At 71.8% G+C, this 24,937-nt stretch carries 23 protein-coding genes and 1 tRNA gene; 6 read left to right on the top strand and 18 right to left on the bottom strand.

Going from position 1 to position 24,937, the window contains the following annotated elements; all coding sequences use genetic code 11:
* Positions 1–44: 44 nt before the first annotated feature.
* Positions 45–1,466 carry an FAD-binding oxidoreductase gene (locus ACWD3E_RS00455; protein ID WP_451385330.1) on the bottom strand — a complete coding sequence of 474 codons (1,422 nt, stop codon included), beginning with the start codon at positions 1,464–1,466 and terminating at the stop codon, positions 45–47.
* A 103-nt stretch (positions 1,467–1,569) separates the two neighbouring features.
* Between ACWD3E_RS00455 and ACWD3E_RS00450 the strand changes: the two genes are divergently transcribed.
* Entirely contained in the window at positions 1,570–3,090 is a 1,521-nt protein-coding gene (locus ACWD3E_RS00450; RefSeq protein ID WP_451385329.1) for a tetratricopeptide repeat protein, read from the top strand.
* A gap of 4 nt (positions 3,091–3,094) precedes the next feature.
* On the opposite strand, the gene hppD is transcribed toward ACWD3E_RS00450, so the two are convergent.
* Positions 3,095–4,240, bottom strand: a complete 1,146-nt coding sequence (hppD, locus tag ACWD3E_RS00445) for a 4-hydroxyphenylpyruvate dioxygenase (RefSeq protein WP_451385328.1) — start codon at positions 4,238–4,240, stop codon at positions 3,095–3,097.
* A gap of 122 nt (positions 4,241–4,362) precedes the next feature.
* Between hppD and ACWD3E_RS00440 the strand changes: the two genes are divergently transcribed.
* The 3 genes from ACWD3E_RS00440 (at position 4,363) to ACWD3E_RS00430 (ending at position 5,691) form a co-directional block, all read left to right on the top strand.
* Positions 4,363–4,839, top strand: coding sequence for an Lrp/AsnC family transcriptional regulator (locus ACWD3E_RS00440; protein WP_451385327.1), 477 nt, complete (start codon positions 4,363–4,365; stop codon positions 4,837–4,839).
* A gap of 70 nt (positions 4,840–4,909) precedes the next feature.
* Positions 4,910–5,497 (top strand): ArsR/SmtB family transcription factor, encoded by a 588-nt coding sequence (locus tag ACWD3E_RS00435; RefSeq protein WP_451385326.1) that lies wholly within the window; start codon positions 4,910–4,912, stop codon positions 5,495–5,497.
* An 11-nt stretch (positions 5,498–5,508) separates the two neighbouring features.
* Positions 5,509–5,691, top strand: coding sequence for a hypothetical protein (locus ACWD3E_RS00430; RefSeq protein WP_451385325.1), 183 nt, complete (start codon positions 5,509–5,511; stop codon positions 5,689–5,691).
* Between the two features lie 77 nt (positions 5,692–5,768).
* Here the strand turns inward: ACWD3E_RS00430 and ACWD3E_RS00425 are convergent, their stop codons facing one another.
* From ACWD3E_RS00425 to ACWD3E_RS00400, 6 genes are all read right to left on the bottom strand, one after another.
* Positions 5,769–6,560: a S16 family serine protease gene (locus tag ACWD3E_RS00425; protein ID WP_451385324.1), complete on the bottom strand. Its 792-nt coding sequence runs from the start codon at positions 6,558–6,560 to the stop codon at positions 5,769–5,771.
* Between the two features lie 126 nt (positions 6,561–6,686).
* Positions 6,687–7,328: an IclR family transcriptional regulator gene (locus ACWD3E_RS00420; RefSeq protein WP_451385323.1), complete on the bottom strand. Its 642-nt coding sequence runs from the start codon at positions 7,326–7,328 to the stop codon at positions 6,687–6,689.
* A 288-nt stretch (positions 7,329–7,616) separates the two neighbouring features.
* On the bottom strand, positions 7,617–9,410 hold the full coding sequence (locus ACWD3E_RS00415; protein WP_451385322.1) for a DEAD/DEAH box helicase: 1,794 nt from the start codon (positions 9,408–9,410) through the stop codon (positions 7,617–7,619).
* A 120-nt stretch (positions 9,411–9,530) separates the two neighbouring features.
* Entirely contained in the window at positions 9,531–9,914 is a 384-nt protein-coding gene (locus ACWD3E_RS00410) for a type II toxin-antitoxin system death-on-curing family toxin (protein WP_451385321.1), read from the bottom strand.
* A 3-nt stretch (positions 9,915–9,917) separates the two neighbouring features.
* Positions 9,918–10,115 (bottom strand): Arc family DNA-binding protein, encoded by a 198-nt coding sequence (locus ACWD3E_RS00405; protein ID WP_451386465.1) that lies wholly within the window; start codon positions 10,113–10,115, stop codon positions 9,918–9,920.
* A gap of 22 nt (positions 10,116–10,137) precedes the next feature.
* Entirely contained in the window at positions 10,138–11,589 is a 1,452-nt protein-coding gene (locus tag ACWD3E_RS00400) for an MFS transporter (protein ID WP_451385320.1), read from the bottom strand.
* A 218-nt stretch (positions 11,590–11,807) separates the two neighbouring features.
* Between ACWD3E_RS00400 and ACWD3E_RS00395 the strand changes: the two genes are divergently transcribed.
* A tRNA-Cys gene (locus tag ACWD3E_RS00395) sits at positions 11,808–11,882 on the top strand.
* Positions 11,883–11,906: 24 nt separating this feature from the next.
* Here ACWD3E_RS00395 and ACWD3E_RS00390 read toward each other — a convergent pair.
* From ACWD3E_RS00390 to ACWD3E_RS00355, 8 genes are all read right to left on the bottom strand, one after another.
* Positions 11,907–13,070 (bottom strand): SUKH-4 family immunity protein, encoded by a 1,164-nt coding sequence (locus ACWD3E_RS00390; RefSeq protein WP_451385319.1) that lies wholly within the window; start codon positions 13,068–13,070, stop codon positions 11,907–11,909.
* Between the two features lie 142 nt (positions 13,071–13,212).
* On the bottom strand, positions 13,213–13,347 hold the full coding sequence (locus ACWD3E_RS00385; RefSeq protein ID WP_451385318.1) for a hypothetical protein: 135 nt from the start codon (positions 13,345–13,347) through the stop codon (positions 13,213–13,215).
* Positions 13,344–15,647 (bottom strand): xanthine dehydrogenase family protein molybdopterin-binding subunit, encoded by a 2,304-nt coding sequence (locus ACWD3E_RS00380; protein WP_451385317.1) that lies wholly within the window; start codon positions 15,645–15,647, stop codon positions 13,344–13,346. The genes ACWD3E_RS00385 and ACWD3E_RS00380 overlap by 4 nt, the downstream gene beginning before the upstream one ends.
* On the bottom strand, positions 15,644–17,311 hold the full coding sequence (locus ACWD3E_RS00375) for a 2Fe-2S iron-sulfur cluster-binding protein (protein ID WP_451385316.1): 1,668 nt from the start codon (positions 17,309–17,311) through the stop codon (positions 15,644–15,646). Before ACWD3E_RS00375 ends, ACWD3E_RS00380 begins: the two co-directional genes overlap by 4 nt.
* Complete coding sequence (locus ACWD3E_RS00370; RefSeq protein WP_451385315.1) at positions 17,308–18,201, bottom strand: FAD binding domain-containing protein; 894 nt, start codon at positions 18,199–18,201, stop codon at positions 17,308–17,310. The genes ACWD3E_RS00375 and ACWD3E_RS00370 overlap by 4 nt, the downstream gene beginning before the upstream one ends.
* 252 nt (positions 18,202–18,453) lie before the next feature.
* Positions 18,454–20,079, bottom strand: a complete 1,626-nt coding sequence (locus tag ACWD3E_RS00365) for a beta-N-acetylhexosaminidase (protein WP_451385314.1) — start codon at positions 20,077–20,079, stop codon at positions 18,454–18,456.
* 153 nt (positions 20,080–20,232) lie between these two features.
* On the bottom strand, positions 20,233–20,514 hold the full coding sequence (locus tag ACWD3E_RS00360) for a DUF3039 domain-containing protein (protein WP_451385313.1): 282 nt from the start codon (positions 20,512–20,514) through the stop codon (positions 20,233–20,235).
* Positions 20,515–20,543: 29 nt separating this feature from the next.
* Positions 20,544–21,116, bottom strand: coding sequence for a YqgE/AlgH family protein (locus ACWD3E_RS00355; RefSeq protein ID WP_451386464.1), 573 nt, complete (start codon positions 21,114–21,116; stop codon positions 20,544–20,546).
* Between the two features lie 230 nt (positions 21,117–21,346).
* Here ACWD3E_RS00355 and murA point away from each other — a divergent pair, with 230 nt between their 5' ends.
* Positions 21,347–22,687, top strand: coding sequence for a UDP-N-acetylglucosamine 1-carboxyvinyltransferase (gene murA / locus ACWD3E_RS00350; RefSeq protein ID WP_451350354.1), 1,341 nt, complete (start codon positions 21,347–21,349; stop codon positions 22,685–22,687).
* 151 nt (positions 22,688–22,838) lie between these two features.
* Here murA and ACWD3E_RS00345 read toward each other — a convergent pair whose 3' ends face one another.
* Both ACWD3E_RS00345 and ACWD3E_RS00340 read right to left on the bottom strand, forming a co-directional pair.
* Positions 22,839–23,120 carry an HU family DNA-binding protein gene (locus tag ACWD3E_RS00345; RefSeq protein WP_018549700.1) on the bottom strand — a complete coding sequence of 94 codons (282 nt, stop codon included), beginning with the start codon at positions 23,118–23,120 and terminating at the stop codon, positions 22,839–22,841.
* A 291-nt stretch (positions 23,121–23,411) separates the two neighbouring features.
* A complete protein-coding gene (locus tag ACWD3E_RS00340) occupies positions 23,412–24,839 on the bottom strand; it encodes a malic enzyme-like NAD(P)-binding protein (protein ID WP_451385312.1) in 1,428 nt (475 codons plus the stop codon).
* Positions 24,840–24,937: the final 98 nt, after the last annotated feature.

Below are 24,937 nucleotides of genomic sequence, written 5' to 3'. Positions count from 1 at the left end.
AGAAGGCGAAGGAGTCGGAAGAGGGCGAGCCGGAAGAGAGGGAGTCAGAAGAGCTTGCCGGGGTTGAGGATGCCCAGCGGGTCGAAGGCCTGTTTCACGGCCCGCTGCATCTCCATCCCGACCGGGCCGAGCTCCCGGGCCAGCCACTCCTTCTTCAGGACACCCACGCCGTGTTCCCCGGTGATGGTGCCGCCGAGTTCCAGGCCGAGGGCCATGATCTCGTCGAAGGACTCGCGGGCCCGCCGGGACTCGTCGGGGTCGAGGGCGTCGAAGCAGACGGTCGGGTGCGTGTTGCCGTCACCGGCATGCGCGCACACGCCGATGGTCAGGCCGTACTTCTCGGCGATCCGCTCGACGCCCGCCAGCATCGCGCCGAGCCGCGAGCGGGGTACGCACACGTCGTCGATCATCGTCGTGCCCTTGACCGCCTCCAGCGCGGTCAGCGAGAGCCGCCGGGCCTGGAGGAGGAGTTCGGACTCGGCGGCGTCCTCGGCGGGGACGACCTGGGTGGCGCCGGCGGCCTCGCACAGCGCGCCCACCGCGGCGAGGTCGGCGGCCGGGTCCGGGGTGTCGAAGGCGGCCAGCAGCAGGGCCTCGGTGGTCTCGGGCAGCCCCATGTGGGCGAGGTCGTTGACGGCCTTGACGGTCGTACGGTCCATCAGTTCGAGGAGGGACGGCACATGGCCGCTCTCCATGATCCGGCAGACGGCGGCGCAGGCGTCGGCGGCGGAGGCGAACTCGGCGGCCAGCACGAGCTGCTGGGGCGGCTTGGGCTTCAGGGCGAGGACGGCGCGCACCACGATGCCGAGCGAGCCCTCGGAGCCGACGAACAGGCGGGTGAGGTCGTAGCCCGCGACGCCCTTCGCGGTGCGGCGGCCGGTGGACATCAGGCGGCCGTCGGCGAGGACGACGTCGAGTCCGAGCACGTACTCGGCGGTCACTCCGTACTTGACGCAGCACAGGCCGCCGGAGGCCGTGCCGATGTTGCCGCCGATGGTGCAGCTCTCCCAGCTGGAGGGGTCCGGCGGATAGTACAGGCCGTGTTCCTCGACGGCGCGGGAGAGGGCGGCGTTGACGACGCCCGGTTCTACCACGGCGATCCGGTCGACGGGGCTGATCTCCAGGATGCGGTCCATCTTGGTGAGGGACAGCACGATGCAGCCGTCGGTGGCGTTGGCGCCGCCGGACAGGCCGGTGCGGGCGCCCTGCGGGACGACCGGGACGCGCAGTTCGGTGGCGGTGCGCAGGACGTGCTGCACCTGTTCGACCGTGCGCGGCAGCACGACCACGGCCGGGGCGCCGGCCGGGCAGAAGCTGGCCATGTCGTTGGCGTAGGAGGCGGTGACGTCGGGGTCGGTCAGGACGGCCTCGGCGGGCAGGCCGGCCAGGAGCCGGTCGGTGAGGTTGCCGGCCGCCTGCTCGCTGGGTGCTTGGTCGCTGGGCGCTTCGATGCGGCTCATGATCACAGCGTGGCACCCGGGGCCATCGGTGTGAACCCGTCGGCCGCACCCTTGGGCCACCCGGCCGTGCTCGTCGTATCTACGGGTCGTACGACGCACAGTGAGCGGCATGGAGAACCGACCGAACGGGCAGTCCGCGCCGGGCACGTCCCTGGTGGCCGAGCCGCCCGCGCCGCAGCGTCGCCGCCGATGGCCACGGCGGGTGCTGGTCGCCACGCTGGTCACCGCAGCGGCGGGCGGGGCCGCGGCGGGCGCGCTGCTGTTGCTGCCGTCGCACGGGCCGCGCCGGACGAATCCGCCCGCTGCCGGTCCCCAGGCGCAGGCGCAGGCGCAGGCGCAGGCGCGGGCGCGGGCGCAGGAGCTGACGCTGGCGGCGGTCACCTCCGGGGTGCCGGCCGCGCTGCCCGAGGTGACGGCGCTCATCGGACGGCAGGAGAGCAGGGTGCGGGCCCGGCCGCAGGACGCGCGGGCGTGGGCCGTGCTGGGGGCCGCCTACGTGGAGCGGGGGCGCCGGACGGCCGGCGCGGAGGACTATCCGAAGGCCGAGCAGGCCCTGCGCAAGGCTTCGCAGCTGGCCGGCGACAGGGACGCGGCGGCCCTGGACGGGCTGGCCGCGCTGGCGAACGCGCGCCGGGACTTCCCGACGGCGAAACAGTACGGCGAGCAGGCGCTGAAGCTGGCCCCGAAGCAGTGGACGGCGTATCCGCCGCTGCTCGACGCCTACACCGGCCTGGGCGACTACAAGGCGGCCCAGCAGATCCTGGACAAGCTGCTGGCCCTGCACCCCGGAGCGGCGGCCCGGCCCGCGGTGATGGCGCAGGCCTCGGCGGCGTACCGGGACCGGGGCTGGCGCGAGGACGCGGTGGCCCAGCTGACCGAGGCGGCGGCAGCCGCCCGTACGCCCGCCGAGCAGGCCGCGTATCTGACCGGGGTGGGGCAGCTGGCCTGGGAGCGGGGCGACCGGGAGGACGCGCTGCGGCACTTCGAGGCGGCCGTACGTCTCGACCCCGACCAGCGGGCGGCGTACGCCGGGCAGGGGCGGGCGCTGGCCGCGCTGGACCGTACGACCGAGGCGCTGGCCGCGTACCAGCGGGCCCAGACGAAGCAGCCGAGTCCCGAAATCGCCTTGGAGCTGGGCGAGTTGTACGAGTCGCTGGGCATGGCCCGGTCCGCCCGGGAGCAGTTCGACCGGATGCAGGAACTGGTCCGGCAGGCTGTGGCGGCCGGAGTCGACGAGGAGCTGCTGCTCGGGCGGTTCGAGGCGGACCACGGGAAGGCCGAGGAGGCGGTGGACCGGTTGCAGGCGGAGTGGCGGCGCCAGCCGGGCATCGAGGTGGCCGACGCGCTCGGCTGGGCGCTGCACAAGGTCGGTGACGACGAGGCGGCGCTGAAGTACGCCTCGGCCGCGACGGACAAGGAGAAGGGCGGCGGGGTGCGCAGCGCCCTCCACGCATTCCACCGCGGGGTGATCGAGAAGGGCCTGGACCGGACGGCACCCGCGCGCCGGCATCTTCAGGAGGCGCTGCGGATCAACCCGTACTTCTCGCCGCTGCGGGTGCCTGCGGCCGAGGCGGCGCTGCGGGGGCTGGGGGACGTACCGAACAAACCCCTGCCCCCGCAGATCCCCTGAGACCTCAGAGGTTGCCCCGCTTCTCCTGCTCGCGCTCGATCGCCTCGAACAGGGCCTTGAAGTTGCCCTTGCCGAAGCCCATGGAGCCGTGCCGCTCGATGAGTTCGAAGAACACGGTCGGGCGGTCCTGGACCGGCTTGGTGAAGATCTGCAGCAGGTAGCCGTCCTCGTCGCGGTCGGCGAGGATCTTCAGCTCGCGCAGGGTGTCGACCGGCACGCGGGTGTCGCCGACCCACTCGCCGAGGGTGTCGTAGTAGGAGTCCGGGGTGTCGAGGAACTGGACTCCGGCCGCGCGCATGGTGCGGACGGTCTGCACGATGTCGTTGGTGTTCAGCGCGATGTGCTGGACGCCGGCGCCGCCGTAGAACTCCAGGTACTCGTCGATCTGGGACTTCTTCTTGGCGATCGCGGGCTCGTTGATCGGGAACTTGACCTTGAGGGTGCCGTCCGCGACGACCTTCGACATCAGGGCGCTGTACTCGGTGGCGATGTCGTCGCCCACGAACTCCTTCATGTTCGTGAAGCCCATGACCTTGTTGTAGAACGCCACCCACTCGTTCATGTGGCCGAGTTCGACGTTGCCGACGCAGTGGTCGATGGCCTGGAAGGTGCGCTGGGCGGGGGGTTCGACCATCGGGGCCGCGGCGACGAAGCCGGGCAGGTACGGGCCCTCGTAGCCGGTGCGTTCGACCAGGGTGTGGCGGGTCTCGCCGTAGGTGGCGATCGCGGCGAGGACGACGGTGCCGTGCTCGTCCTTCACCTCGTACGGCTCGGTGACCGGCTGAGCGCCGTGCTCGACGGCGTAGGCGAAGGCGCGGCGCGCGTCCGGGACCTCGATGGCCAGGTCGATGACGCCGTCGCCGTGCTCGGCGACGTGCCGGGCCAGGAAGTGGCCCCAGTCGGTGCTGGGCTTGATCACCGAGGTGAGGACGAACCGGGCGGAGCCGTTCTCCAGCACGTAGCTGGCGGTCTCGCGGCTGCCGTTCTCCGGTCCGGAGTAGGCGACCAGCCGCATGCCGAAGGCGGTCGAGTAGTAGTGCGCCGCCTGCTTGGCGTTGCCCACGGCGAAGACGACCGCGTCCATTCCCTTGACCGGGAAGGGGTCGGCCGCCCGGGCGGTGTCGGGAGTGTGGTGTGTGGTCTGCGTCATAAGCGAAGCGTGGACCCGGCCTGCAAGGTGCGCAATAGTTGCCGTAAGCGCTGGACAATCTGCTCAGTGATCCAGCCGCTTCAGCCCTTGATCTGTACAGGATGACCATCTCTGGAGGTCCCGTGGCGATCGATCATCTGGACGGCCGCATCATCGTGCTGCTCGCCCGGGAGCCGCGCATCGGCGTACTGGAGATGTCCCGGCGGCTCGGGGTCGCGCGGGGCACGGTGCAGGCGCGGTTGGACCGGCTTCAGTCGAACGGAGTCATCCACGGATTCGGCCCGCAGGTGGACCCGGCGGCCCTCGGCTACCCGGTCACCGCGTTCGCCACGCTGCAGATCCAGCAAGGCCAAGGGGCCGACGTACGGGCGCACTTGGTGACCGTGCCGGAGGTGCTGGAGCTACTGACGACCACCGGCACCGGGGACATGCTGTGCCGCCTGGTGGCCCGCTCGAACGCCGATCTCCAGCGGGTGATCGACCTGGTTGTCGGTTTCGACGGCATCGTCCGGGCCTCCACGACGATCGTCATGGAGACCCCCGTTCCGCTGCGGGTCATCCCGCTGGTGGAGCAGGCGGCCCGGGACAACGAAGGGTGACGGGACTTACAAAGAAGTTCTTGCAAAGGACTGCTTGCAAAGAGGTCTTTGCATAGCTATCTTTGTACGCATGACGGAGGAACCACAGCAGCCCAAGGTCCGCGAGCTGGACGCCCGTTCGCTGAAGGGGCTGGCTCACCCGCTGCGCATGGAGCTGCTCAACGCCCTGCGCCGCGGCGGACCGGCCACGGCTTCCCAACTCGCCGAGAAACTGGGCGAGTCGAGCGGGGCGACCAGCTACCACCTGCGGCAGCTCGCGGTGTACGGCTTCGTCGAGGACGCCCCCGAGCAGGGCAAGGGGCGCGAACGCTGGTGGCAGGCGGCCGACCAGGGCCTGAGCATGAGCGACGACCTGATCAGCAGCCCCGACCCGGCGGTGCGCGGCGCGGCCGACTTCTTCCTGCACGAGGCGCTGGCCGCCCACCACCGCGAGCTGTCCACCTTCATGGCCACGCGCCAGGACTGGCTCCCGAAGTGGTCCGACGCCTCCGACATGAGCGACATGACGCTCCGGCTCACGCCCGAACTGGCCGCCGAGCTGATCCAGAAGATGCACGCCCTGATCGACGGCTACCGCGACCGCGTCACCGACGCGGACACGCCCGACGCCGAGCAAGTACGCGTCCACACGCACCTGTTCCCCATCGATACGGACTGAGAGGCACCCTCATGAACGCCACGACCCAGCTCGCCGCGTCCCACAGCGCCGACCTGCACACCCAGGCCGCCGCCCACCGCCTCGCCACCGAGGCGAAGCCCCCGGTCGAACTGCGCGCCCGCGTCGGCTGGACCCTGGTGGAACTCGGCCTGCGCCTCGCCTCCACCCCCCGGCCCGTCGCGGCGGTGGCCTAGGGTCCTTCTTCCGGATCAGGCCGGCTCCAGCCCACCGGGCTTCCCGGCCGACCCCGGCAAGATCCGGAAGACAGGCCCTAGCAGCTCGGTACCGAGCCCTTCCCCTTCTCCAGCGCCACCAGGGAGTTCACCGCGCCCTTCAGCGTGGTGACCGGCACCAGCCGCAGCCCCTTGGGCAGCTCGGCCTTGGCATCGGCGCACTCGGCCTTCGGGACCAGGAAGACGGTCGCCCCGTCCCGCCGGGCGGCCTGCGTCTTGAGGCCGACCCCGCCGACCGCGCCGACCTTCCCGGCCGCGTCGATCGTCCCCGTACCGGCGATGGTGCGGCCACCGGTCAGGTCGCCGCCGCTGCCGTCGCCGTCCAGCTTGTCGATGATCCCCAGGGTGAACAGCAGCCCGGCGCTCGGCCCGCCCACGTCGGCGAGCCTGAGCGAGACCTTCACCTTGTCGGGGCTCAGGTCGAGGTACTTCAGCGCGGCCACGGCCGCGGCGTCCTGGGACTGCCGCATCTGCGCCGCGTTGTGCTTCTCGATCTCCTTCACGCTGTTGCCGCTCGGGTAGACCGAGTCGCGCGGCATGACGGCGCGGTCGGTGCGGAACCAGCCGTCGATCACGTCCCCGAGCGAGACCCGGGTGTTCGGACCGGTCGCCACGATGGTCACCATCCGCAGCTGCCCGCTGGTCCGCCGGACCGGGGCGCCGGAGACGGTGATCACCTCGGTGCCCTTGTTCTTCCCGAGCACGTTCGCCGTCATCCCGGGCTGCGCCACCGAGAACGGCAGCGGCGCGAACGCCGCGATGGCGAGCAGCGCCGCGACGGGCACGGCGCTGACGGCGATGGCCTGGAGGCGTGTGAGACGTGAGAGCACGCAATCAATCTAACGACAACGTGCGAACACTGCGGACCGAGGCCTCCCTCTCACCCTGCAGCGGGCACCCCGCAAGCGCGGGCGAGCGAAGCCGGCCCCTGGCCGGCGCCAACGCCGGGTGCCTTGTCAGCGCAGGGCCTCCGCGACTTCCTTGGCCGCCTCCACCACCCTGGTTCCCACCCGCTCCGGCACCGAGTCCGCCAGCATCACCACGCCCACGCTCCCCTCGACCCCCGTCACCCCGACCAGCGGCGCCGCCGCCCCGCTCGCGCCCGCCTCCAGTTCTCCGTGCGTGAGGGTGTAGCCGGGCTCGGCCGACGGGGAGTGCCGGGCCGTGAGGATCGCCCTGCCGGCCGCCCCCCGGTCCAGCGGATGCCGGAAGCCGGCCCGGTACGCCACGTGGTAGTCGGTCCAGGTCGGCTCGACGACCGCGACGGCCAGCGCCTCCGTACCGTCGACCAGGGTCAGGTGCGCCGTCGCCCCGATGTCCTCGGCGAGCGAGCGCAACGCGGGCAGCGCGGCCTCGCGTACCAGCGGATGCACCTGGCGGCCGAGGCGCAGCACCCCGAGCCCGACACGGGCTCGCCCGCCCAGGTCACGTCGTACGAGCGCGTGCTGCTCCAGCGTGGCGAGCAACCGGTACACCACGGTCCGGTTCACGCCCAGTTTGGTGGATAGCTCGGTGACGGTCAGCCCGTGGTCCGTGTCGGCCAGCAGCTTGAGGACACGCAGTCCCCGGTCGAGCGTCTGAGAGGTCTCCGCGGTCACGACGCCCACTCCTTTGGTGGTGAGGTCGGCAGCCTCCGAGCACGAACCGCGTCACCGAGTCCCGTCGGCGACGCGCCTCAGAGGCCGCCGATCGGCAGGACGGCCCGGCGGCTCCGGACCGTGTCGCTTCACGGCTGCGCTCCGCGGCGGCGCTGCCACGGGGCGTGTGCGTAGCGGGACAGTAGCGAAGCCGGTTCGCTGAGCGGAAGCCTTCGTCCAGAATCCGGGCAAGGCCCGATCCGGCCTGCCTGCATTCGTCCGGATACGCACACCGAGGCCGAACCGGCCTCACCGCATGCGGGTCGCCCACTCCTGCACCTTGGCGATGCGCTGCCGCAGCTGCCCCGCCGTCGCCTCCGCGCTCGGCGGTCCGCCGCACACCCGGCGCAGTTCGGTGTGGATGACGCCGTGCGGCTTGCCGCTCTGGTGGACGTACGCGCTCACCATGGTGTTGAGCTGCTTGCGCAGCTCCATCATCTCCTTGTGGCTGACCACGGGACGCCGCTCGGCGGGCAGCTCCAGCAGGTCGGCCTCCGCGTCCGGCTTCTTGCGGCTGTGCGCGATCTGCCGGGCCTGCCGCTTCTGGAGCAGCATCTGCACCTGCTCGGGTTCGAGGAGCCCGGGAATCCCCAGGTAGTCCTGCTCCTCCTCGCTTCCCGGGTGGGCCTGCATGCCGAACTCGGCGCCGTCGTAGAGGACCCGGTCGAAGACGGCGTCGGACTCCAGCGCCTCGAAGGGCAGCATGTCCTGCTCGCCGGTGTCCTCGTCCTGCTGCTTGTTCGCCTCGTCCATCTCCTTCTCGGACTCGGCGTACGGGTCCTCCTCACCCTCCTTCTTCGGCTTGTCGAGGGCGTGGTCGCGTTCCTTCTCCATCTCATTGGCGAAGGTCAGCAGGTCGGGGACGGTCGGCAGGAACACGGACGCGGTCTCGCCGCGCCGCCGGGAGCGCACGAAGCGTCCGACGGCCTGCGCGAAGAAGAGGGGGGTGGAGATGGTGGTGGCGTACACCCCGACCGCGAGCCGGGGCACGTCGACGCCCTCGGACACCATGCGCACCGCGACCATCCAGCGGTCGTTGTTCTCGCTGAACTCGTCGATCCTCTTCGAGGCGCCGGCGTCGTCGGACAGGACGAGGGTCGCCTTGTTGCCGGTGATCTCGCGGATCAGCTTGGCGTAGGCGCGCGCGGAGTCCTGGTCGGAGGCGATGACGAGGGCGCCCGCGTCCGGGATGGCCTTCCTGACCTCGGTGAGCCGCTGGTCGGCGGCGCGCAGCACGCTGGGCATCCAGTCGCCGCGCGGGTCGAGCGCGGTGCGCCAGGCCTGGCTGATCGCGTCCTTGGTCATGGGCTCGCCGAGCCTGGCGGCGACCTCGTCACCGGCCTTCGTGCGCCAGCGCATGTTGCCGCTGTAGGAGAGGAAGATGACAGGCCGGACGACGTGGTCGGCGAGGGCGTTGCCGTAGCCGTAGGTGTAGTCGGCGGCGGACCGCCGGATCCCGTCCTGCCCCTCCTCGTACGTCACGAAGGGGATGGGGTTGGTGTCGGACCGGAACGGCGTACCGGTCAGCGCGAGCCGCCGGGTCGCGGGCTCGAAGGCCTCCAGGCACGCCTCGCCCCAGGACTTGGAGTCACCGGCGTGGTGGATCTCGTCGAGGATGACGAGGGTCTTGCGCTGCTCGACGCGGTTGCGGTGCAGCATGGGGCGCACGCCGACACCGGCGTACGTGACGGCGACCCCGTCGTAGTCCTTGCCGAGCGGGCCGGCACTGTACTCGGGGTCGAGCTTGATGCCTATCCGGGCCGCGGCCTCGGCCCACTGCTTCTTCAGGTGCTCGGTGGGCGCGACCACGGTCACCTGCTGCACGACGTGGTGGTGCAGCAGCCAGGAGGCCAGCGTCAGCGCGAAGGTCGTCTTGCCGGCGCCGGGCGTGGCGACGGCGAGGAAGTCGCGCGGCTGTTCCTGGACGTACTTCTCCATCGCCCCCTGCTGCCAGGCACGCAGCTTGCTGGCGGTACCCCAGGGCGCACGGCCCGGGAAGGCGGGGGAAAGGTGATGGGAGGCGGTGGCGGCGGTGGTAGTCACGGTCTCCGTGGTCAGTGGGTAGGGGCGGCTCGGCTACGTATGACAACCGGGCCACCCTACCGGCGCCCCACCCCCGTCAACGCGCGAACGAGGCCGCACCGCCCGCGGGTGGGACCCAGTTCACATCGCCTCGTGCAGCGCCCTCAAACGCCGGGCGATCATCCCCACGTCCTCGAGGCTGCCCGACGCCACCTCGATGACGAGCTTGTAGGCCTCGTCCTGGTCGACACCGACCATGTCCGTGCCGTTGAGGTCGAGATGGACGACGGTGGACATCCACGCCATGCGCTTGTTGCCGTCCACCAGGGGATGATTGATGGCCTGCGAGTGCAGCAGTGCGGCGGCCTTCTCGAACGGATCGGTGTACGCCTCGACGCCGAACATCTGCGACTGGGGGCGGTGCACGGCCGAGCTGAGCAGACCCGGATCGCGCACGGCGACCTCCTGTCCCCCGCACGCCAGCTCCGCCAGTTCCAGGACCTCCGGGACCGTGAGGTACTTCATCCGCTACTCCCCCAGCCTCCGAAGCAGGTCGGCGTGCGCCGCCGCGTACTTCGCCCCGAGGCGACGCACCGTTTCCCGGTCCGTCTCCTGCTCCAGATACCGGTCGACGGCCTGGAGCACTATGGCGTGCATGCTGCGCCCCTCCGTCTCGGCCCGCAGCCTGAGCGCCTCCTGCTGGTCGTCACGCAGACGAAGGTTCATAGCCATATCAGGACGGTACCGATCATGGCGCCACCGTGGTACCGAATTCGGACACCCCCCGCAAGCGCGTCGTCACCCAGGCCCCCGCCAACGCCACCCCCACCATCGGCAGGAACACCGCGGCGAAGGCGACCGGATGGCTGCCGTCCGCTGTCGTGGCTGTGGTGCTGCCGCCGCCCAGGGCCGCGAAGGCCGCACCGGTAGCCGCCAGGAGGACGACGTTGGAGAGGGCGTCGGAGATCTGGAGGGCCGCGGAGTTGGTGCCGGCCTCCTCCGGGGGCGACAGCTTGAGCAGGAGCACGCTGGCGGAGGCGAGCACGAGGCCCATGCCGAAGCAGCCGAAGCCCCAGGCGACCGCCACGGTCCAGACGGGCACCGCATCCACGAGCACACTCGGCACGGCGGCGATCGAGGCGGCGACCAGCACCATCCCGAACGTCATCAGCCGCTCCCGGTACGGCTCAAGGCGTGGCCGGGACTGCACCCACGAACCCAGCGCCCAGGTGGCGCCGCCCGCCGCCAGCGAGAACCCGGCGAGCGTCGGCGACAGCCCCCGCTGGGTGACCAGCATCAGCGGCACGAACGACTCGGCGGCGATGAAGGCCCCGTCGGCCAGCCCGCGCAGCAGCACGACGGAGGGCAGACCGCGGGCGGCCCGGTAGGTGCCGCGCGGCAGGAGACCGAGGACGGCGGGCACGAGGAGGGCCGCGCCGGCCAGCCCGGGCAGGAGGGAGAGGAGGCGGAGGTCCTGGGCGGCGTACTGGAGGAGCCCGGCGCCGAGCGAGATGCCGAGGGCGAGGCGGATCCGGCGCCGGTCGAAGGCCGCGGCACCGGCCTCCGGGTCCAGCGGTCCCGCCGCCCTCCGCCGTATCTGCGGCAGCGCGAGGGCGAGCGGGAGCACCACGAGGACCGGGATGCCAAGGAACACCCAGCGCCAGCCGATCCGCTCGGTCACGGCACCGGCGGCGAGGGGGCCGACGATGGACGGCACCACCCAGCCGGCGGCGAAGGCGGCCATGATGGCGGGCCGCAGCCGCTCCGGGTAGGCGCGGCCGACGACGACGTACAGGGCGACGATGACCAGCCCGCCGCCGAGTCCCTGTACGGCCCGGCCGAGGATGAACACCCACATCACCTGGGCGGTCCCGGCCACCACCAGCCCCGCCGCGAAGGCCGCGATGCCCGTGGTCAGCGGCGCGAGCGGACCGCGCCGGTCCGACCACTGACCGGAGAGCACCATGCCGAACAGGCTGGTGGTGAAGTACCCCGAGAACGCGAACGCGTACAGCGCCACACCGTGCAGCTCCCGGGCCGCGACCGGCATCGCGGTGCCGATGGCGGTGGCCTCGAAGGCGATGAGGAAGATCACGGAGACGAGGCCGATGCTGAGCGCCCGGTACGACCGGCTCAGCACGCTGTCGTCGTCTCTCTCGGCGTCCACGACGGCAGCGTCGCGGGGTTCCAGGGCGGTCATGGTCGTCAGAGTAAGGCGCACAACGTGGTTTGACCCCTGTCGGTGGTCGCACTCCCGCTCCGACCATGGTCGTACGCCCCAGGCGTTTCATGAACGCCGCATGGCAGCCTTGTTGCAGCCCCGCCCGTTGCCTTGAACGCCGCTCCGGCGGGCCCGTACGTTCGTTTCCGAGAACGAGAACGAGCAAGAACAAGAACAAGAACAACCAGCAAGAACACGGCCGTGTGCCCGAGTGGCCCAGGGGCTCCCCTGCAAAGGGAGATACGCGGGTTCGAATCCCGCCACGGCCTCCAGAACACCCGCCCTGGTTCCGGGTGTCAGAGAACCCCGCCCGCCTCGTCCTGGAACAGCTCCGTCCAGTAGTGCCAGTCGGTGAGCGGGGACATCCCCGTCGGGTCGACGGTGTTCAGGGTGTGGATCATTGCGGCGGCGAGCTGGTCGTAGGCCTCGGTGCTCAGTTCGTTGCCCAGATGCTCGTCGATGGTGCGCTCGTGGTGGAGGAGCCAGAGCGTGAAGGCGAGGGTGGAGACGTCGGTGTTCAGCGGGTAGAGGGTCGCCTCCGGCTCGCTGAACGTCAGCACCGCGCCCGTTCTGCCGTCGATCACCAGGCTGTTGTCCTCGACCAGGTGGCCGACCCTGATCAAGTGGTCGGCGTGGGCGGGGAGTTCGTGCAGCGGGTAGTCGCCGTCCGTGCGCTCGTCGGTGAAGTACTCGCGCAGGGTCGGCAGGGGCACGTCCGTGTCGGCGTCGAAGAGGACCGTCTCCTCCGGCAGCCCGGTCTCGCGCAGGAAGCGGCGGGTCGGCTCGTGGGTGAGCGTCGCCGGGAAGTCGACCTCCTCGAAGCGGACCACGCGGCCGTGGCCGAACTCCTGGTCCAGGAGGCGGGCGGGGACATCCAGGGTGAGGCCTCCGGCCGTGCCGGGGCCGGTGACGAGGGCGAGCGGGCGGATCAGCGCCGCCGCCTTCCAGTACGGCGGGACGTCGCCGTCCGTGCCCTCCGCGAAGAGCGCGAGGAGGAGCCGGGACGCCTCGGTCGCCGTCTGGGGGCCGTACTGGCCCGCCAGGGCGGCGAACCGGCCGCGCAGGCCCGCCAGTTCCTCGGTGACCGCGGCGAAGCGCAGCAGGGTCGCCAGGGAGGGCGCGAAGGGGCGGGGGTCGGACGGGGCGAAGAGGTAGGCCGTCGTCAGCTCGCCGGTGTCGCCGTCGAGCAGGATCGACTCGCGCTCCATGCCTGCCGGGTTGAGGAGTTCGCCGATCACCAGGCGGTCCCGCAGCTCCTCCGCGAGGTGCAGAGGGCCGTCGGTGGCGTCGGCGAGGGTGCGCAGGCCGCTCGTGCGCAGCGGGGAGAAGGTCAACAGGCCGGTGTCGGCGGGCAGTCCGGGGCCGGTGAGCAGGCCGCGGGTCGGGGCGTGCGTGACGTAGCGGTCCAGCTCCGCCTCGGTCAGCGTGATCGCCGGAACCCCGGCGTCGGTCGTGCTCATCGCTCCCCCGCGATCCGGTCCTGGTGCGTCGGGAACGGCCGTCCCCCACTGCTCGGAACACTACGCCGCCCCACTGACAACGCCCTCCACCTGGGAGGACGTCAGACGGTGCAGCCGCGTTCCGTTCCAGCCGAACACGAATTCACGTGAAGTAGACGCCGCCCAGGACAACGGCCAGCGCCGCCACGACGAACAGCAGGATCCAGAGGAACAACTTGCCGAGCGCGGGCGGAGGTTCGTAGCGCGGCTCTTCGGGAGGGTTCGGAGGAGTGGTCATCGGTCCGTCACCACCGCGGCCTGCGGGCGGATGGGCAGGCGGTTGACCGGGCGGCCGGTGGCCGCGCGGACGGCCGAGGCGATCGCCGCGGGGGCCGTCACGACCGGGACCGCGCTGACCGACTTGGCGCCGAAGGGGGCGACCACGTCCCGTTCCTCGACCAGTTTCACGATCCGGATGTCCGGCGCGTCCAGGGCGGTCGGCAGGGCGTATCCGGTCAGGTCGGGGTGGCGGATCAGGCCGCGCGGGGTGCGGAGGTTCTCGGTGAGGGCGATGCCGATGCCCTGCGTGACGCCCGCCTCGATCCGGGCCTCCAGCTGCGCCGGGTTGAGGATGCGGCCCACGTCCTGGGCGAGGGCCAGCTCCACCACCCGGACCGAGCCCAGCTCGACGTCCACGTCCACCACCGCGCGGATCGCGCAGAAGGCGAGCCCGACGAAGGCGTCGCCCTGGCCGGACTCGTTCAGCGGCTCGGTGGGGTGCGGGCGGCACTGGGCCGTGGCCCACAGCTCCTTGCCCTCCATCGCCTCGGTGACGGTCGTCGACAGCACGCCGTCGTACGAGGTGATCTTGCCGTCGGTGATCTGGAGCAGTTCGGTGGACATGCCGAACTTGTGCGCCAGGGGCTGGAGGAGCTGGGTGCGGACCATCTTGGCCGCCCGTTCCACCGCGCCGCCCGACACCCAGGTGTGCCGGCCCCGGCAGCCGCCGCCGGCCGGGGGCTGGTCGGTGTCGACCGGGGCCACGTGGACCTCGTCGATGCCGAGCGTCTCCTGGACGATCTGCCGGGCCAGCGTGGTGAAGCCCTGGCCGGTCTCCACGGCCGCGCACAGCACGGTCGCGACGCCGTCGTGGACCTTCACGGTCGCCGTGGACACCTCGTCGGTGCCCTCCGCGCCGAGCATGTGCACCATGCCCAGGCCGTAGCCGACGCCCCGGCGCACCGCGCCCGGCTCGCCCGCGCCCTCGGGGCCGCCGGGCAGCAGCCACTCCTCCTCGGGCGTGTCCTTGGGCAGCGCGGGCAGCGGGAAGTCCCGTACCGCCTGCAGGAGTTCGGCCACCGGCGCCGGGCAGGTCACCGTCTGGCCGATGGGCAGGACGTCGCCGGTCGCGAGCGCGTTGCGCAGGCGCAGCTCGGCCGGGTCCAGGCCGAGCCTCTTCGCGAGCTTGTCCATCTGCGCCTCGTAGGCGGCGCACACCTGCATGGCGCCCTCGCCGCGCACGTGCCCGGAGGGCGGGTTGTTGGTGCGCACGGCCCAGCCTTCGATGAAGGCGTTCGGGACGACGTACGGGCCGCAGGCGAAGGAGACGGCGGCGGCCAGGGCCTCGGCGGAGGTGTCGGCGTACGCGCCCGCGTCCAGCAGCACCTGCGCCTCGACCTTCACCAGCTTGCCCTCGGCGTCGGCGTGGTGGCGGTAGCGCAGGAGGGTGGGGTGGCGGTGGACGTGGCCGAGGAAGGACTCCTCGCGCGTGGCCGTGAGCTTCACCGGGCAGCCGGTCTTCAGGGCGAGCAGGCCGAGCGGGAGCTGGAAGCCCTGGTCCTCGCGGTCGGCGGTGGCGCCGGGCACCCCGGTGACGACGATCTTCACCCGATCAGGGGACAGGCCGTAGCAGGCCGCGGCCGTGTTGCGGTCGGCGTGCGGGTCGGTGGAGGCCAGGTACAGCTCCACGCCGCCGTCGGGGCGGGGCACGGCGAGGCCGGCCTCGGCGCCGATGGGGGCCGGGTCCTGGCGGCCGATGCGGTACAGGCCCTCGACCACGATCTCGCCGACCGCCTCCGGGTCGCCGTGGCGCAGCGGGATGTGCCGGATCAGGTTGCCGTCCGGGTGCAGCGGTTCGGCCTCGAAGGCGTGCTCCGGGTCGGTGACCGGGTCGAGTACCTCGTACTCGACGATGATCGCCGCGGCGGCCATCCGCGCGGTGTCCGGGTGGTCGGCGGCGACGGCCGCGATGGGCTCGCCGTGGTGCCGTACGACCTCGGAGGCGAACACCGGGCGGTCGGGCGTGCCCCGGCCGTGGCGCGGGGTGCCGGGCACGTCCTCGTGGGTGACGACGGCCCGTACGCCGGGCATCTCGCGCGCGTGGGTGGTGTCGACGGAGACGATGCGCGCGTGCGCGTGCGGGGAGCGCAGCACGGCCGCCCACAGCAGGCCCTCGGCCCACAGGTCGGCCGCGTACGGGAAGGTGCCCTCGGTCTTGGCGCAGGCGTCGGCGTGCGGCAGGGAGGCGCCGAGGCCGTGCTGCGGCTCGGCGGCGGGAGCGGGTTCCGCGGTGGTGGTCGCGGCGGCTTCGTTGCTCACGCCTGGCCTCCGTCCTGGCCGTAGTGCTGCTCGTGCGGTGCCGGCACACCGAAGGTGCCGGGGCTGTCGAAGACGCTGGGCGCCTCGAACGCCGACGGGTTGACGCCTCCGGAGCCGGGGCCCGCCTGGTGCGGAATACGTGCCTCGTCGGCGTCCGTCCCGGCGTCCGCGGCGGTGAGCGCCTCGCGCTCGGCGACGACCTCCTTGACGGCCTGGACGACGCCCCGGTAGCCGGAGCAGCGGCACAGGTTGCCGCACAGGGCCTGCCGGGTCTCCAGCTCGGTCGGGGCGGGGTTGCCCTCCAGCAGGTCGTGCACGGTCATCGCCATGCCGGGCACGCAGAAGCCGCACTGCACGGCACCGCACCGGGCGAGCGCGCGCTGCACGTCGGAGGGCTGTCCGTCGACGGCGAGGCCCTCGACGGTGCGCACCTCGGCGCCGGCCGCGGTGACCGCCGGGACCAGGCAGGAGGCCACCAGCCGCCCGTCGACCTGCACGTTGCAGGCCCCGCACTCGCCCTGCGAGCAGCCGTCCTTGGCGCCCGCGAGACCGAGCCGCTCACGCAGGACGTACAGCAGCGACTCGCCGATCCAGGCGTCGGTGACGGGCCGGTCGGCGCCGTTGACGCGCAGGACGAATGAGGCGAGGGGGTGGTCGTCGAGCGGGGGCAGGGGCGTGGGCTCGGGGTCCTCCGGGGCGCCGTCCTGCTCCGGGTCGGCCGGGGCCGCCGGGGCGGACGCCTCAGGCTCCCCGGGCTCGGCCGCCGGCGCCGGGGGTTCCTCCTGCGCGGGCGCGGAGTCAGCGAGGTCCGCGGGGCTTTCGGGCGTGTCGGCCGGGGCCGCGGGTGCGACGGATTCGGCGGCTACGGCCGCTTCGGCCGTGTCCGGCGTTTCCACGGCCTTCGGTGCGGTTGCCGGGGCGCCGGAGGTCTCAAGGTGCGCGGGGCTGTCAGCGGGCCGCTCAGAGGCTTCCTCGGGCGCGTGGGCGCCGGGGCTCTCCGGGTACGGCTCGTCGTACTGCGGGGCGTACGGCTCGGCAGGCGCGTGCCCCTCGGGCGCCGGGATCCCGTGCGCGGGCGTCTCGGTGGCCTGCGCGAGGGACTCGGCGGCCTGCGCGAGCGCCTCCTGCTGGCCCCACGTCTGGCCGGCGCCGTCCGTCGCCCAGGGCGCGGGCGCGCCGCCGGGGAGCGTGGCGGGCGGGGTGCCGCCCCACTGCTCGACCAGCGAGGACGTGGTGAACTCGCCCGATTCGTCCGGGAGGTCGCCGCCGGCGACGGGGATGGACCACTGCCCGGTGACGTCGTGGCCGGACGCAGGCGGGGCGGCGGGCTCCTCGAACGTCCACTGCTGCGTGGCACCGGGGTGGTACGTGAACCGGTCGTCGGCGACCGTCTCCTGGGGCACGGCGTTCGGGTCGGGCCACTGGGCGCCCTCGGCCGCCGGCCAGGTCCCGGTGGTGACGTCGGCGGGCGCCGCCGTTATGGGCGGCGGCACATAGCCGTGTCCGGGTGCGGCCAGCGGGCTGTCGCCGGACAGCAGGGCGTCGATGCCGCCCTCGGGGAGCTTGACGAAGGCGGTGGCGCCGTCGTCGTAGTCGCCCTGGGGCAGCGGGTCCCAGCGCCCGCCGCTTCGGGGCGTGCCCTCTCCGTGCTGGTCGTCGGTCACGACAGTGCCCTCCCCAGTGCTCGTCGGGCCAGCGCGGCGACGGTGCGCCGCAGGTGCAGTACGGCGGGCGGAAGCGGCGGGACGATGCCGTCCGCCTCCGGTGCCGGGTCGGGGATGCAGGCCGCGGCGACGTACTCCCCGAAGGCCTCCAGGGCCTCCGGGACGAGCGCGCGGTCGTTGTCCCAGTCGATGAGCTGCGCCACCCACTGCTCGGCCTCCAGGGGCCTGAGCGGCATCGGCGCTATGGCCCCGACGGCGCAGCGCACGCCGCGCCGGGCGGGGTCGAGGACGAGGGCCACGGAGGCCAGCGCGCGGCCCGGCCCGGTGCGTCCCGTCGCCTTCAGGAAGACCTGCGGGGCGTGCAGCAGCGGTACGCGCACGAAGCCGATGAGTTCGCCGCCGCGCAGCATCTCCACGCCGGCCAGCAGGTGCGACACCGGGACCTCGCGGCGGGCGCCGCCCGGGCCCGCGACGATCAGGGTCGCCTCCAGGGCGGCCAGCACCGGCAGCGCGTCCCCGGTGGGAGCCGCGGAGGCGATGTTGCCGCCCAGGGTGCCGGCGTTGCGGATGTGCGGCGGGCCCGCGGCGCGCGCGGCGGCGGCGAGCGCCGGGATCAGGGCCGCGAAGTCGGGGCGGCCCATGCGCGCGTGTGTGAGGCCCGCGCCGAGCAGCGCGTGGCCGTCCTGGTACTGCCAGCCGCGGATCTCGCTGATCCGCCCGAGGCCCACCAGGGCCGCGGGCCGGAGCTGGCCGGAGTTGACGGTGGCCATCAGGTCGGTGCCGCCCGCCACGGGGACGGCCGTGGGCAGGGCGGTGAGGGCCGCCACCGCCTCGTCCAGAGTCGTGGGCAGCGTGACGGCCTGCGCCGCCTGCGGTGCGTGCGTGGTCAAACCGGCTGCCCCTTCCCGCTGCCCCACCTGGTCCCGCCTGTGCGCCGTACGGTACGTGCTGACAGGGCGGACGTGGCAACTCTGGCACATCTTCGCAACACCCGAACGCGGGGGTCCGCCAGGAGGCATTCGCGCATCTCATCGGGGGGATGGTCCGTTTTCGCACGGCAGCACCGGTGCGCACGAATTGCCACTCTTCGGTGATAGTGCCGGGGTTTTTCCGTTGTCTGTTCGGGGCGGCCGGCTGTTCGACTATCTGTTCGGAGGCGGTCCCTCGATCGGTCGGCCGAGGACACCGGGGCGCCGCTGCCAGGGCCGGGGACCGGCGGGTGGCCGGTATGCGACCCCCAGGGCGTCAAGTCGCCCGTAGTGGGCGGCCATACGGCGTTCGAAGTCCGCGAAGTCCCGTTCCGCCGGGGCGGGCAGCCGGCTCCAGGCGACCTCGGCGAAGGCGGCGAGCCTCGGGAAGGTCTGGTAGTCCACGCGCGCGGCGTCCTCCAGCACCTCGGTCCACACGTTGGCCTGGGTGCCCAGCACATGCCCGGCTTCCTCGGGGGTGAGCTGGGGCGGAACGGGCTCGAACCGGTAGACGTCCTCCAGGGTGCGCACGAAGCCGATCGGCACGGGTTCGTCCTCGCCCGGAGCCTGGCGGTGGTCCAGGTAGACGTACTGCTCCGGGCACATGACGACGTCGTGCCCGGCCTGCGCCGCCGCGACGCCGCCGCCGTAGCCGCGCCAGGAGGAGACCGCCGCGCCGGGTGCGAGACCGCCCTCCAGGATCTCGTCCCAGCCGATGAGCCGGCGCCCGCGCGCGGACAGCCACCGGTCGAAGTGGCCGATGAACCACGACTGCAGCTCGTCCTCGTCGGCCAGCCCGAGATCCGCGATACGGGTCTTGGCGGCCACCGACTCGCGCCACTGCTCCTTTCGGCACTCGTCGCCGCCGATGTGCACGAACTCTCCGGGGAACAGTTCCAGGACCTCCTCCAACACTCCCTCGTAGAAGCGCAGAGTGGTCTCGGTGGGAGCCAGTACGTTCGAGGAGATCCCCCAGTTGTCCAGAACGGTGAGGGCGGTCGTGTCGATGACGTCGGTGTTGCCGAGTTCCGGGTACGCGGCGATGGCGGCCTGCGAGTGGCCCGGTACGTCGATCTCCGGGACGACGGTGATGTGCCGCTCGGCGGCGTAGGCGACGATCTCCCGGATGTCGTCCTGGGTGTAGTAACCGCCGTGCGGCTTCTCCTCCCACAGCGGCGAGGCACGGTGACCGATTTTCGACCGCGCCCGCCAGGAGGCGACCTCGGTCAGCTTCGGGTACCGCCTGATCTCGATCCGCCAGCCCTGATCGTCCGTCAAGTGGAAGTGGAAGACGTTGAGTTTGTGCGCGGCCATCAGATCCAGGTAGCGCAGCACCCCTTCCTTGGGCATGAAGTGCCGTGCGACGTCGAGCAGCAGACCGCGCCAGCCGAACCGCGGCGCGTCCTCGACGGTGACCCGCGGCAGCTCCCAGTCCCACCCCGGCCGCACCGGCGCCCGGCGGAAGGCGTCGGCACCGAGCAGCTGCCGGAAGGTCTGCGCCCCCCAGAAGACACCGGCCGCGCTGCCGCCCTGGATGCGGTACGGCCTCTCGCCGCCGACGAGCCGGTAGCCCTCCGGGGGCAGGTCCGGCTCGATGCCGAGCACGATGCGGTTGCCGGGGTCGGCGGGATCGGCCGCCTCCGGGAACGGCAGCCCGGTCGCCGCGCCGACCGTCGCCCGCAGCCAGCGCGCGACCCCCTCCGTACCGGGCCGCGCCTCCAACGCCGTACTGCGATCGAGCCTCGCGCGTCCGACGACGTCCTCGGAACAACGAACCGGAACCGGAATCAGATCCACCATGCCCGGAGGCTAGGAGCCCGGGGACAAGCCGACAAGAGGTCTCGACCACTTCGCGCCGGCGGCACACGAAAGCCCCCGGGGTGCACCGAGCCGCACACCCCGGGGGCCTCGCACCGAACGGACGTACGTCAGACGTACATCAGGCGGGAGGGGCTACTTTCCGCCGTCCTTGCCCTCGTCGCCGCCGGCGCCCATGGACTCGTAGATCTCCTTGCACATGGGGCACACCGGGTACTTCTTCGGGTCACGGCCCGGCACCCACACCTTGCCGCACAGCGCCACGACGGGCGTGCCGTCCAGGGCGCTCGCCATGATCTTGTCCTTCTGGACGTAGTGGGCGAAGCGCTCGTGGTCACCGTCGCCGTGGGACACCTGCGGCGTCGGCTCGACGAGGGTCCCCGTACCAGTCCCGCGCTCGGGCTCAAGAGTGCTCATATCGCCAAGGGTACTGAAGCTCACACGCATCAGTTGAGCGACGGGTCGTCCGGGTACGTGGCCACCATCGCCAGTTCGCTGCGCTGGCGGCGGAGCACTCCGCGCCAGAGTCTTTCCGGGGCCGGGCAGGAGACGTCCCCGGGTTCCGATTCCACGACGTACCAGGCGCCCTCCGCCAGCTCGTCCTCCAGCTGGCCCGGGCCCCAGCCGGCGTATCCGGCGAAGATGCGCAGGGAGCCGAGGGCCGAGGCGAGGAGTTCCGGCGGGGCCTCCAGGTCGACCAGGCCGATCGCGCCGTGCACCCGCCGCCAGCCGAGCGGGGCGGTGTCGCCGCCCGCACCGCCCGGGATGACCGCGACGCCGAGCGCGGAGTCCAGCGAGACGGGGCCGCCCTGGAAGACGACACCGGGCTCGCCCGCGAGGTCGGCCCAGCCCTCCAGGATGTCGCCGACGCCCACCGGTGTGGGACGGTTGAGGACGACACCGAGGGAGCCCTCCTCGTCGTGGTCGAGAAGGAGCACGACCGCACGGTCGAAGTTCGGGTCCGCCAGGGCGGGGGTGGCCACGAGCAGCCGCCCTGTGAGCGAGGACACCTCGGTCATGGCAGACATGATCCCGCATCTTCCGCCGGTGTGGGGAGCCAATCGCCGTTCCCCGCGTGCGGTGACCCCATGTGCCCGCCGGGGAACCGTTCGTGTTGTGACACAGCTTTGACGTGGCTGGGTCGTACTCGGGCTTACGAACGAGGGGTCATCGGCGATTAGTCTGTCTTCCCGGCCCCCGCCAAGAGTGATCGGCCGGCCCCTGTCCAACCAATCGGAACGCGAGATTCATGACCGTCAACGACGATGTCCTGCTTGTCCACGGCGGAACCCCGCTGGAAGGCGAGATCCGGGTCCGCGGTGCGAAGAACCTCGTGCCGAAGGCCATGGTCGCCGCGCTGCTGGGCAGTGCGCCGAGCCGGCTGCGCAACGTTCCGGACATTCGTGACGTGCGCGTCGTGCGCGGCCTGCTCCAGCTGCACGGGGTGACGGTCCGTCCGGGCGAGGAGCCCGGCGAGCTGGTGCTCGACCCGACGCACGTGGAAAGTGCGAACGTCGCTGACATCGATGCCCACGCGGGTTCCAGCCGTATCCCGATCCTGTTCTGCGGTCCGCTGCTGCACCGTCTCGGCCACGCGTTCATCCCGGGCCTGGGCGGCTGCGACATCGGCGGCCGGCCCATCGACTTCCACTTCGACGTGCTGCGGCAGTTCGGCGCGACGATCGAGAAGCGGGCGGACGGCCAGTACCTGGAGGCGCCGCAGCGGCTGCGCGGCACGAAGATCCGGCTGCCGTACCCGTCCGTCGGCGCGACCGAGCAGGTGCTGCTGACTGCGGTACTCGCCGAGGGCGTCACGGAGTTGTCCAACGCGGCCGTCGAGCCGGAGATCGAGGACCTCATCTGCGTTCTGCAGAAGATGGGCGCGATCATCGCGATGGACACCGACCGCACGATCCGCATCACCGGTGTGGACAAGCTCGGCGGCTACACCCACCGCGCCCTGTCGGACCGCCTGGAGGCGGCGTCCTGGGCCTCGGCGGCCCTCGCGACCGGCGGCAACATCTACGTCCGCGGCGCCCAGCAGCGCTCGATGATGACGTTCCTGAACACCTACCGCAAGGTCGGCGGCGCCTTCGAGATCGACGACGAGGGCATCCGTTTCTGGCACCCCGGCGGCCGGCTGAAGTCCATCGCGCTGGAGACGGACGTGCACCCCGGCTTCCAGACCGACTGGCAGCAGCCGCTGGTGGTGGCCCTGACGCAGGCCTCGGGCCTGTCCATCGTCCACGAGACGGTGTACGAGTCCCGCCTCGGCTTCACCTCCGCGCTGAACCAGATGGGCGCGCACATCCAGCTCTACCGCGAGTGCCTGGGCGGCTCCGACTGCCGCTTCGGCCAGCGCAACTTCCTGCACTCCGCGGTCGTCTCCGGCCCGACGAAGCTCCAGGGCGCCGACCTGGTCATCCCCGACCTGCGCGGCGGCTTCTCCTACCTCATCGCCGCCCTCGCGGCCGAGGGCACCTCGCGCGTCCACGGCATCGACCTGATCAACCGCGGCTACGAGAACTTCATGGAAAAGCTGGTCGAACTGGGCGCGAAGGTCGAGCTGCCCGGCAAGGCGCTCGGCTGACGGCTGGTTAACGGCTCGCGAAGCCTGCGCGAAGGCCGCACGAAGCCCGTACGACGATGGGGCGGCCCTCCAGTGAAGGAGGGCCGCCCCATTGGCGTCACAGCGCTTCAGAGCGCCTCGTACGCCGTCCCGTGGCGTACGAGCGGCAGGCTCACTTGCCCTTGGCGGCTTCCTTGAGCTTCGAGCCCGCGGAGACCTTCACGCTGAAACCGGCCGGGATGTTGATGGGCTCACCGGTCTGCGGGTTACGCGCGGTACGAGCGGCGCGGTGGGTGCGCTCGAAGGTCAGGAAGCCAGGGATGGTGACCTTCTCGTCGCCCTTGGAGACGATGTCGCCGACGACCTCGGCGAAAGCGGCCAGCACGGCGTCGGCGTCCTTGCGCGTCACCTCGGCACGGTCGGCCAGCGCGGCCACCAGCTCACTGCGGTTCATGTTGTTACTCCCGTGTTTTTCTTACCGTTGGGGTGTGCCACGCGGCGGAGCCGAAGAGGCACTGCGATGCCGATGCGCTCGCGCCCAGGGACGCATCCTGCCCCTACCTGCGGCGGGAAAGCCAATCCGGCACCCGTAGGAGTCGTGAGAACACCCTGGGGAGTCACACGAAAAACGCCTGCTCGGCCGTCACCCTAGAGCGCGCCCGGCATCAGGTGGTTCCACGACGCGCCGGGGCGGGGGGCTGCCGTGGCGATGCTCACAGCCCCCGCACAACGGCGCGCGCAGCTACTAGACGGTCTCGGCGGCCGTCACGCCGGCCGCCTTCGCGGCCTCGCGGACCGCGCCGGCGACGGCGCCCGCGACCTTGTCGTTGAAGACGCTCGGGACGATGTAGTTCGGGTTCAGCTCGTCCTCGGTCACCACGGCGGCGAGGGCCTTCGCGGCAGCGAGCATCATCTCGGTGTTGACGGTGCGGGACTGCGCGTCCAGCAGGCCGCGGAAGACACCCGGGAAGACCAGCACGTTGTTGATCTGGTTCGGGAAGTCGGAGCGGCCGGTGGCCACAACGGCCGCCGTCTGCCGGGCGATTGCCGGGTCGACCTCGGGGTCGGGGTTCGCGAGCGCGAACACGATGGCGCCGTCGGCCATCGCGGCCACGTCGTCGCCGTCGAGGACGTTCGGGGCGGAGACGCCGATGAAGACGTCGGCGCCGCGCACGGCCTCCTTGAGGGTGCCGGTCAGGCCCTCGGGGTTGGTGTTCTCGGCGATCCAGCGCAGCGGGGAGTCGGCCGGGGCCTCCACCAGGTCCTCACGGCCGGCGTGCACCACACCCTTGATGTCGGCGACGACGGCGTTCTTCACGCCCGCCGCGATCAGCAGCTTGAGGATGGCCGTACCGGCCGCGCCGGCGCCGGACATGACGACGCGGATGTTCTCGATCGCCTTGCCGGTGACGCGCAGGGCGTTGGTCAGGGCGGCGAGGACGACGATCGCGGTGCCGTGCTGGTCGTCGTGGAAGACGGGGATGTCGAGGGCCTCGCGCAGCCGGGCCTCGATCTCGAAGCAGCGCGGCGCGGAGATGTCCTCCAGGTTGATGCCGGCGAAGCCCGGGGCGATCGCCTTGACGATCTCCACGATCGCGTCGCTGTCCTGGGTGTCCAGGCAGATCGGCCAGGCGTCGATGCCGGCGAAGCGCTTGAACAGGGCCGCCTTGCCCTCCATGACCGGCAGCGCGGCCTTGGGGCCGATGTTGCCGAGGCCCAGCACGGCGGAACCGTCCGTCACGACCGCAACGGAGTTGCGCTTGATGGTGAGGCGGCGGGCGTCCTCGGGGTTCTCAGCGATGGCCATGCAGACGCGGGCCACACCCGGCGTGTAGACCATGGAGAGGTCGTCACGGTTGCGGATGGGGTGCTTGGACTGCATCTCGATCTTGCCGCCGAGGTGCATGAGGAACGTACGGTCGGAGACCTTGCCGAGGGTGACGCCCTCGATGCCGCGCAGCTTCTCGACGATCTCCTCGGCGTGTGCCGTGGAGGTGGCCGCGATGGTGACGTCGATACGGAGCTTCTCGTGGCCGGACGCGGTGACGTCGAGGCCCGTGACCGAGCCTCCGGAGGACTCCACGGCGGTGGTGAGCTGCGAGACGGCGGTTCCGCTCGCGGGCACCTCCAGCCGGATGGTCATCGAGTAGGAGACGCTGGGCGCCGTTGCCATGGCCGACTTCCTCTGCTTTCACCGTGTCGCGAGTTGTGCCGTCCGATCGTCGCACCTACCGATCAGTACGTGGTAGTCGCCCTGGATTGCGGACGTTT

The organism is Streptomyces sp. NPDC002676 (genome assembly GCF_053592455.1).
This window is presented reverse-complemented; position numbering and strand designations above follow the sequence as displayed.

Coding starts and splice junctions, on each gene's coding strand:
- ACWD3E_RS00340 (WP_451385312.1), bottom strand. CDS start 24,839: ATGGCAACGGCGCCCAGCGTCTCCTACTCGATGACCATCCGGCTGGAG.
- ACWD3E_RS00345 (WP_018549700.1), bottom strand. CDS start 23,120: ATGAACCGCAGTGAGCTGGTGGCCGCGCTGGCCGACCGTGCCGAGGTG.
- ACWD3E_RS00400 (WP_451385320.1), bottom strand. CDS start 11,589: ATGACCGCCCTGGAACCCCGCGACGCTGCCGTCGTGGACGCCGAGAGA.
- ACWD3E_RS00355 (WP_451386464.1), bottom strand. CDS start 21,116: ATGACCGAGGTGTCCTCGCTCACAGGGCGGCTGCTCGTGGCCACCCCC.
- ACWD3E_RS00360 (WP_451385313.1), bottom strand. CDS start 20,514: ATGAGCACTCTTGAGCCCGAGCGCGGGACTGGTACGGGGACCCTCGTC.
- ACWD3E_RS00405 (WP_451386465.1), bottom strand. CDS start 10,115: ATGAACCTTCGTCTGCGTGACGACCAGCAGGAGGCGCTCAGGCTGCGG.
- ACWD3E_RS00410 (WP_451385321.1), bottom strand. CDS start 9,914: ATGAAGTACCTCACGGTCCCGGAGGTCCTGGAACTGGCGGAGCTGGCG.
- murA (WP_451350354.1), top strand. CDS start 21,347: ATGACCGTCAACGACGATGTCCTGCTTGTCCACGGCGGAACCCCGCTG.
- ACWD3E_RS00385 (WP_451385318.1), bottom strand. CDS start 13,347: ATGACCACTCCTCCGAACCCTCCCGAAGAGCCGCGCTACGAACCTCCG.
- ACWD3E_RS00390 (WP_451385319.1), bottom strand. CDS start 13,070: ATGAGCACGACCGACGCCGGGGTTCCGGCGATCACGCTGACCGAGGCG.
- ACWD3E_RS00435 (WP_451385326.1), top strand. CDS start 4,910: ATGACGGAGGAACCACAGCAGCCCAAGGTCCGCGAGCTGGACGCCCGT.
- ACWD3E_RS00430 (WP_451385325.1), top strand. CDS start 5,509: ATGAACGCCACGACCCAGCTCGCCGCGTCCCACAGCGCCGACCTGCAC.
- ACWD3E_RS00365 (WP_451385314.1), bottom strand. CDS start 20,079: ATGGTGGATCTGATTCCGGTTCCGGTTCGTTGTTCCGAGGACGTCGTC.
- hppD (WP_451385328.1), bottom strand. CDS start 4,240: ATGACGCAGACCACACACCACACTCCCGACACCGCCCGGGCGGCCGAC.
- ACWD3E_RS00450 (WP_451385329.1), top strand. CDS start 1,570: ATGGAGAACCGACCGAACGGGCAGTCCGCGCCGGGCACGTCCCTGGTG.